Source organism: Luteibacter sp. P4_D7_3 (genome assembly GCF_056401735.1).
Genome location: NZ_JBFUIT010000249.1, coordinates 1 through 6,067, shown reverse-complemented (window position 1 = coordinate 6,067; position 6,067 = coordinate 1). Strand labels below are relative to the sequence as shown.

Sequence of the window (6,067 nt, the reverse complement as noted above, 5' to 3'; positions counted from 1 at the left end):
GCCTACGGCCGCTCCACTTGTGCGGAACTCGCCTCGAGGGTGGACACCAAGGTCTCTCACGAGGATACGGTTCAGTGGAAGGAGAGCCGGTGGCGTGGTGCCGTCGTCGGACCCGGACCCGGCCGCGACCGAACGCCGGAACGCGGGGTGGATGCGAAAGCCGTTGCTGGTACCCGGTCGCCGAACACCTTCCTCGCGTCTGCGCCGCGCCGGCGCCAGCGTGCCTGGCAGCAACCGTAATCATGGCGAATGCGTGCCGAATAGATACGGTGGTTGATGCCGCCGCGCGCTTTGGCTCGACCCACGCGAACCTCAGGTCTGGGAGAGTCTTCGGTGCCCACCCTCGAGGCGAGTTCCGCACAAGTGGAGCGGCCGTAGGCCAAATAGGTACATGGGCCGCGCAGCGGCCTTTCCTTGTCGAACGCGGAGGACCTGTCTGAGCAGCGAGGGTGRGCACCGAAGGCTCTGCGCCGCGACGTCCGGCGGCTAAGGCTCTGCGCCCCACGCCTCCACGCGAGCGGCAGCGCGAGCCGCGAAAAACACGCACTCGCAAAACGAGTGAACCGCCCCCTCCCGCATCCCCGAAATCCCGCGAAGAGCCAAAAAAAAGGCCAGTCCCTCACGGGACTGGCCTTTCAGTCGTAGCAAACAGCGCTTAGTTGAATGACGCGCCAAACGTGATCATGAACGCACGCGGCTGCAGCAGACCATAGGTCGGCGAGCTGGTGTACAGCGAGCCCTGCGTGGTCGCGAGGAACTGCGCCGAGCTGACATACGAGAACGCCTTGCGATCGGTCAGGTTGCTCAGGTTGACCTTGATGTAAGGCGACTTGAGAGCCTCCCAATCGCCGAAGCGGTAGCCACCGGCGAGGTTGAACTGGGTGAAACCACCCACGCGCTCGGTGTTGAGGTAGTCACCGTACAGCGAGCTGGTGACGCGTGCGGACAACGTAGCCCACAGGTGCGCGCCATCGTCGTAGCCGATGCTCACGTTGCCGATATTGCGGGCGGTATCGGGCATGGTCTTGCCATTGGCCGGATAGATGCCGTCGCCGCCGCCGTCGATGTTGCCGACGATCTTGGCCTGGGTGTAGGTGTACGACGCATACGCCGTCCAGTACGTGTTCAACTTGTAGCTGGCTTCGGAGCTGAAGCCCTGCATGTGCATGCGACGGATCGATGTGTAATACGTGTAACCCGTCGTGTCGTCGAACGCGCTTTCCTGCTTGTTGTTGTAGTTGCTGCGATAGACGTCGGCGCTGACCGAGAGCGCGTCACCGTAGAAACGCCAGCCGAGGTCCGTGTTCCAGGCCGTTTCCGGCTTGTTGGCGGCTTCCTGGTTGGCCAACGAATTCAGCAGGAGCACCGTGTTCGGCGGTGCACGGAAGGTCTTGCCGCTGCCGATGTAGAACTGGTTGCGCTCGTCCATCTGGAACTTGATGCCTGCCGTCGGCAGCACCTTGTGCCAGTTTTTGTCGACGTCCGTCGTGAACTGCTGCTTGGTGACGGCACCGGCGATCGAGCCCGGATATTCCTGCGCGAAGCCCGTACGATTCGTCCACAGGTAGCTCACGCCCGCGGTGAAGGTCCAGTAGTCGTTCGGCGTCCAGTTGTCGGTGAGGAAGCCCTTCTTGATCTCGGTGTTCGTGTACTCGTTGTACACCTTCTGGCCAAGACCACTCTTCGGGTAGAGCACGAAGGCGTCATCGCCCCAGATCGACGCCGGCGTGCCTTCGCTGTTCACCAGACCATAGAGATCCGACTGGCTCTTGCGCGAACGCTCGTACCACACGCCGTATTCGAGACTGTTGTCCTGACCGAGGTCCTGGTTGAACTTGGCGATGATGCCGGGACGATAGGTGAGTGCGGCCGAGTACGAATAGACCACGCCCTTGTCGGCGCCGGAGACGACGCCATTGTTGTTCACGTCCTGATTGGCGAAGCCGAAGCGATCCGCACCCGTCGGACTCTCGGTCACCGTCGCGCCGGCACCGCCGCCGCCATTGCCATACCAGAAGTAAGGCACGACGGAGAGGCGCAGGCTGTCGGTGAACTTGAACTCACCGTCGAGGCTGGCCATGTAGCTCTTGAACGGGTTGGTACGCAGGCCGTAGTAATACGTGTTGTTGTTGATCGCGGCGGTCGAGCTACCCGGCAACCACGTGTTCAGGTAGTCGTAGTGGTAACCGTTCTGCGCTACCTGCGCCTTGGTCAGCGAACGGTAGTTGATGTTGTTCTCGCGGTTGTACTGCAGCGAGGCACTGATCGAGTTGTTGTCGTCGATCGTCCAGACCGACTTGCCGTCGACCTTGGTCACTTCCATGTCGCCCGGGCCACGCCACTTGTCGGCGGTGTTCCGCGAGTACGAAATCCACGAACGCACCGGACCGGTATCACCCGTGTTGAGGCGGATGAAGGTGCGGCGGTAATCGTTGTTGCCCAGGCTCTGGGTGAAATCCACGCCAGCCTTATGCGAAGGATCGATCGTCGCCCAGCCGATGTGACCACCGCTGGCGCCGGAATCGGGCATGTCGATATCCGGGATGYCCTGGAGCACCGTGATGTCACCCATGTTCTCGCTGTCACCGTACTCGGTCGCGTAGACCGAGTAGCTGCCCGAGTCAGTGATCGGCGCGCCGTTGAGCGTCATGCCGATGTCCGACGAATCGAAGCCGCGGATCGTGTAGTGGCCGTTGGCCAGGCCGGTGACGTCATCCGTCGCGGCGTTCACGCCAGGGATCGAGCCGATCATCTGGGTGAAGTTCGCGCCAGGCGAGGCCTTGACGATGGCGTCGCGGGTAATCGTCGAAACCGCCTTGGCTGCCGTCTGTACCGACATCAGGCCGGCACCGAGGGTGAGGCTTTCCGCCTGCACCTGCACGCTGCTCATCTGCTGCACGCGGCGCGTATCGTTGGAGGTCGTCGTGTTCGACGTGCTCGACGCGCTGCGCTGCGCAGGCGTCTGCGCCGTGGTCGTCGTCTCGGACTGGCCCGTTGCATCCTGTGCCCAGACCGAACCCGCGGTCATCGAAAAGACGACGGCGATCGCCATGGAGAGATGGTTTCTTTTCACTGGAGTTTCCTGAGTTACAAGGGTTGAATCGTTATCCGCAGTTAACCGCTCGATACTATCTTTCGATAATCGAAGGTTCGTGCGATGTCTGCTGTCATTTCTGCGTAATACCTGCTGTAACACAGCAAGTTCTCACGCCTTCCCTAGGCATAAAAAAGCCCAGTCGACGGTGACCGGGCGGATATTGCGAAATCAGTTTTATTTTGCGGCTAATCGCACGAAATAATGCGTGCGTATTCGCTACCCCTGAAGATTCTCATGCTTATTTTACAACATATTTACAACGACGCCATTAGGCGCTCGTGGCTCTTCACATAATGCCGCGAAGCTGTTGGCCGTGTTAGCGGACTTTTCCGTTGTCGGCGCCATAAGCAATAAGAAACTCGTCAGACGAGACATAGTCCGCGACCGCCCGCAGCGCCGCAGCCGACTCGCTACCGAGCACCTTCTCGACCTGTTGATTGGCGACCGCCCAGTGCTTTAGCGCGCGATGCAGCAGACGGCTGCCGTCAGACGTCAACGCAGCGCGTTTGGCCCGCTTGTCGGTCTCGTCCGGCCGCAGTTCGATCAGGCCTTCCCTGACAAGAGGCCTCAGCGCGTGGGTTACAGCGGAAATCTGTAGGGCCAGCTTCGTCGCCAGGTCCTGCAGCGTCGGCACCTGCCCGCCATTGACGGAGGCCAATCGCTCGATCTCCGCGAGCAGCCCTATCTGCGTCGCCTTCAGGCCGATCGGCTCGAGCGCTTCGTCATACAGACTTCCCAACCGGCGCGCTGCCCGCCTAACGGCGGTGTTCGTGCAAGCGACGGCAAGAAAAGCGCTCAGGTCCGCCCCGGCCTTATCCGCCACGGTGGAATGCGCGCCCGGTTTTTTGGAGATTTTCGCCATGACGCAAGGATGGTTGAGCACTGAAGCATTGACAAGCCGCAAGTCTATCATATAGTTGAGCCCTCAACGTTTTGATTGAGCCCTCAACTGTTAGACCACGGAGTAACCGCTATGTCCTCTTCCAAGAAAACCGCTGTCGTCACGGGTGCCTCCTCGGGTATTGGTGCCGTCTACGCTCAGCGTCTGGCCGCTCGCGGCTACGACCTCGTTCTGGTGGCGCGCCGCGCAGACCGTCTGGCCACGCTCGCCGAACAGCTCACCAAGGCCCACGGTGTAGACGTGCGCGTGCTCGCCGCCGACCTCGGGAAAGACGCCGATGTTGCCAGGGTGGAAGCTGTCCTCCGGAGCGATGCCAGCGTGCAAATGCTGGTCAATAACGCGGGCATGGCACGACTACGTCCGCTCCTGGACACCTCGGTCGACGATTCACTGCAGCAGGTGGCCTTGAACATCACCGCCCTCACCCGGCTGACGCAGGCCGTCCTGCCCGCCTTCGTGTCGCGCCACGAAGGCACCGTCATCAACGTCGCTTCCGTGCTCGCGGTACATTCGCTGCCGATCAGCGCCGTCTACAGCGGAACGAAGGCCTACGTCCTGGCCTTCACCCGCAGCCTGCAGGCCGAACTCGCCCATAGCGGCGTCAGGATCCAGCTGGTTCTGCCCGCCACCACAGCTACCGAGATCTGGTCCGACGAGGTTTCCGGCATCCGGCTGTCCGCGCTGCGCCAGGAATCGATCATGAGCGCCGAAGACATGGTGGACGCCTCACTTACCGGCCTGGACAACGGCGAGACCATCACCTGGCCGTCCGTGGCCGATGAGGGCCTGTGGACTGCCTACGACGGCGCGCGCGCCGCGCTGTTCGCTGCTACCCAGACCGGTACGCCCGCGCCGCGTTATACCAAGGGGTAACGCGCCCCGGGACACGTGGCGCCAGGAGCCCCGCCCGGTTCTTGGCGCCCGTGAAGGCTGACGGCGCTTCGTGCGGAGCTCTGCCGGACATCGACAGTTACGAGGTCATGCGGGAAATGGCCCTGGCCGGATTCGGCGTGACGTTCGTGCCGAACTACATTCTCGCCGACGAGCTGCGCGCGGGTACGCTCGTCGAAGTCTTGCGTGCCCACTGCCCGCCACACGATCCCATTGCCCCACTCCCAACGGTTGCAGGGGGGCCAAGACCGCGCCGACTCTTGGCGACACCAAAAACCCCTGCTACCATCGCCGATTAGTGGGGCCTTAGCTCAGCCGGGAGAGCGCGTCGTTCGCAATGACGAGGTCGGGGGTTCGATCCCCCCAGGCTCCACCACTTATTGAACGCACTAAAGCCTCGAAGACCATCGTCCTCGAGGCTTTTTTGTGGTCGCCTTGTGTGGGAGCCGCTTCAGCGGCGATAGCGAGGTCGTCGCGAACCCATCGCCGGCAAAGCCGCCTCCTACAAAGGGCGCCGGCCGCCGTAGAGGACTCAGCCCCGGCAACCCGCCAGCAGATCGAGCTTCGGCTCGTACACCGTCGTGTGGGTGTCGAAAAAACCCAGCAAGGTGTGGAACACGTTGTCCTGGCTTGCCGGCTGCGTGCGTCGCTGCGCCATGCAGTCCAGGCGCACGCCAGCGTCGCGCACCCATCCGGGCGACAGCCACATCAGCATCGGGATGTGCTTTTGCTGGCTCGGCGCTGTGGCCCAGTCCGCGCCATGGAGATAGATATCGTTCTCCCCCAGCGATTCGCCGTGGTCGGAGAGGTACATCATCGCGCTGTCGACTTCCGGAGCGGCCTTCAAGGCCTCGACCACCTGGCCGAGAATATGGTCCGTGTAGAGGATGGTGTTGTCGTAGCTCGCGACGGCCTGCGCATACGTGCATGTTTGCACTTCGCCGGTATCGCAACCCGGCTTGAAGACATTGAAAGCCGCCGGATAGCGCTGGAAGTACGCCGGGCCGTGGCTGCCCTTGATGTGCAGCACGAGCAGTGCCGGCGAACGCATCTTCGCCAGGCGTTCGGGCAGGTCGGCGATCAGCACGTCATCCTTGCAGCCGTTGGCGTCGCACAGGCCGTCGATCCTGGCGGCGGTGAGGTCGTCGTTGGGCACGCGCAGGCAGACATCCTTGCAG

At 62.3% G+C, this 6,067-nt stretch carries 6 protein-coding genes and 1 tRNA gene; 4 read left to right on the top strand and 3 right to left on the bottom strand.

The features are described from left to right. On the top strand, positions 1-240 hold a 240-nt coding region (locus tag AC1DSN_RS17095), incomplete at its 5' end, for a hypothetical protein (protein ID WP_477331847.1). A 415-nt stretch (positions 241-655) separates the two neighbouring features. On the opposite strand, the gene AC1DSN_RS17090 is transcribed toward AC1DSN_RS17095, so the two are convergent. Further along, positions 656-3,073, bottom strand: a complete 2,418-nt coding sequence (locus tag AC1DSN_RS17090; protein ID WP_477331845.1) for a TonB-dependent receptor — start codon at positions 3,071-3,073, stop codon at positions 656-658. A gap of 340 nt (positions 3,074-3,413) precedes the next feature. Next, positions 3,414-3,959, bottom strand: a complete 546-nt coding sequence (locus tag AC1DSN_RS17085) for a MarR family winged helix-turn-helix transcriptional regulator (protein ID WP_477297618.1) — start codon at positions 3,957-3,959, stop codon at positions 3,414-3,416. A gap of 111 nt (positions 3,960-4,070) precedes the next feature. On the opposite strand from AC1DSN_RS17085, the gene AC1DSN_RS17080 reads away from it, so the two are divergent. The 3 genes from AC1DSN_RS17080 to AC1DSN_RS17070 all read left to right on the top strand — a co-directional run bounded on the left by AC1DSN_RS17080 (position 4,071) and on the right by AC1DSN_RS17070 (position 5,265). Continuing rightward, a complete protein-coding gene (locus AC1DSN_RS17080; RefSeq protein ID WP_477331843.1) occupies positions 4,071-4,871 on the top strand; it encodes an SDR family NAD(P)-dependent oxidoreductase in 801 nt (266 codons plus the stop codon). Then, positions 4,787-5,188: a LysR substrate-binding domain-containing protein gene (locus AC1DSN_RS17075; RefSeq protein WP_477331841.1), complete on the top strand. Its 402-nt coding sequence runs from the start codon at positions 4,787-4,789 to the stop codon at positions 5,186-5,188. The genes AC1DSN_RS17080 and AC1DSN_RS17075 overlap by 85 nt, the downstream gene beginning before the upstream one ends. 1 nt (position 5,189) lies before the next feature. Beyond that, positions 5,190-5,265, top strand: a tRNA-Ala gene (locus tag AC1DSN_RS17070). Positions 5,266-5,421: 156 nt separating this feature from the next. Here AC1DSN_RS17070 and AC1DSN_RS17065 read toward each other — a convergent pair. After that, positions 5,422-6,067 (bottom strand): phosphoethanolamine transferase (locus tag AC1DSN_RS17065; RefSeq protein WP_477331839.1); only part of this gene is annotated, 646 nt, incomplete at its 5' end.

Bases quoted from the DNA above. Each gene is read 5' to 3' on its own strand.
- AC1DSN_RS17085 (WP_477297618.1), bottom strand. From the start codon at position 3,959: ATGGCGAAAATCTCCAAAAAACCGGGCGCGCATTCCACCGTGGCGGAT.
- AC1DSN_RS17080 (WP_477331843.1), top strand. From the start codon at position 4,071: ATGTCCTCTTCCAAGAAAACCGCTGTCGTCACGGGTGCCTCCTCGGGT.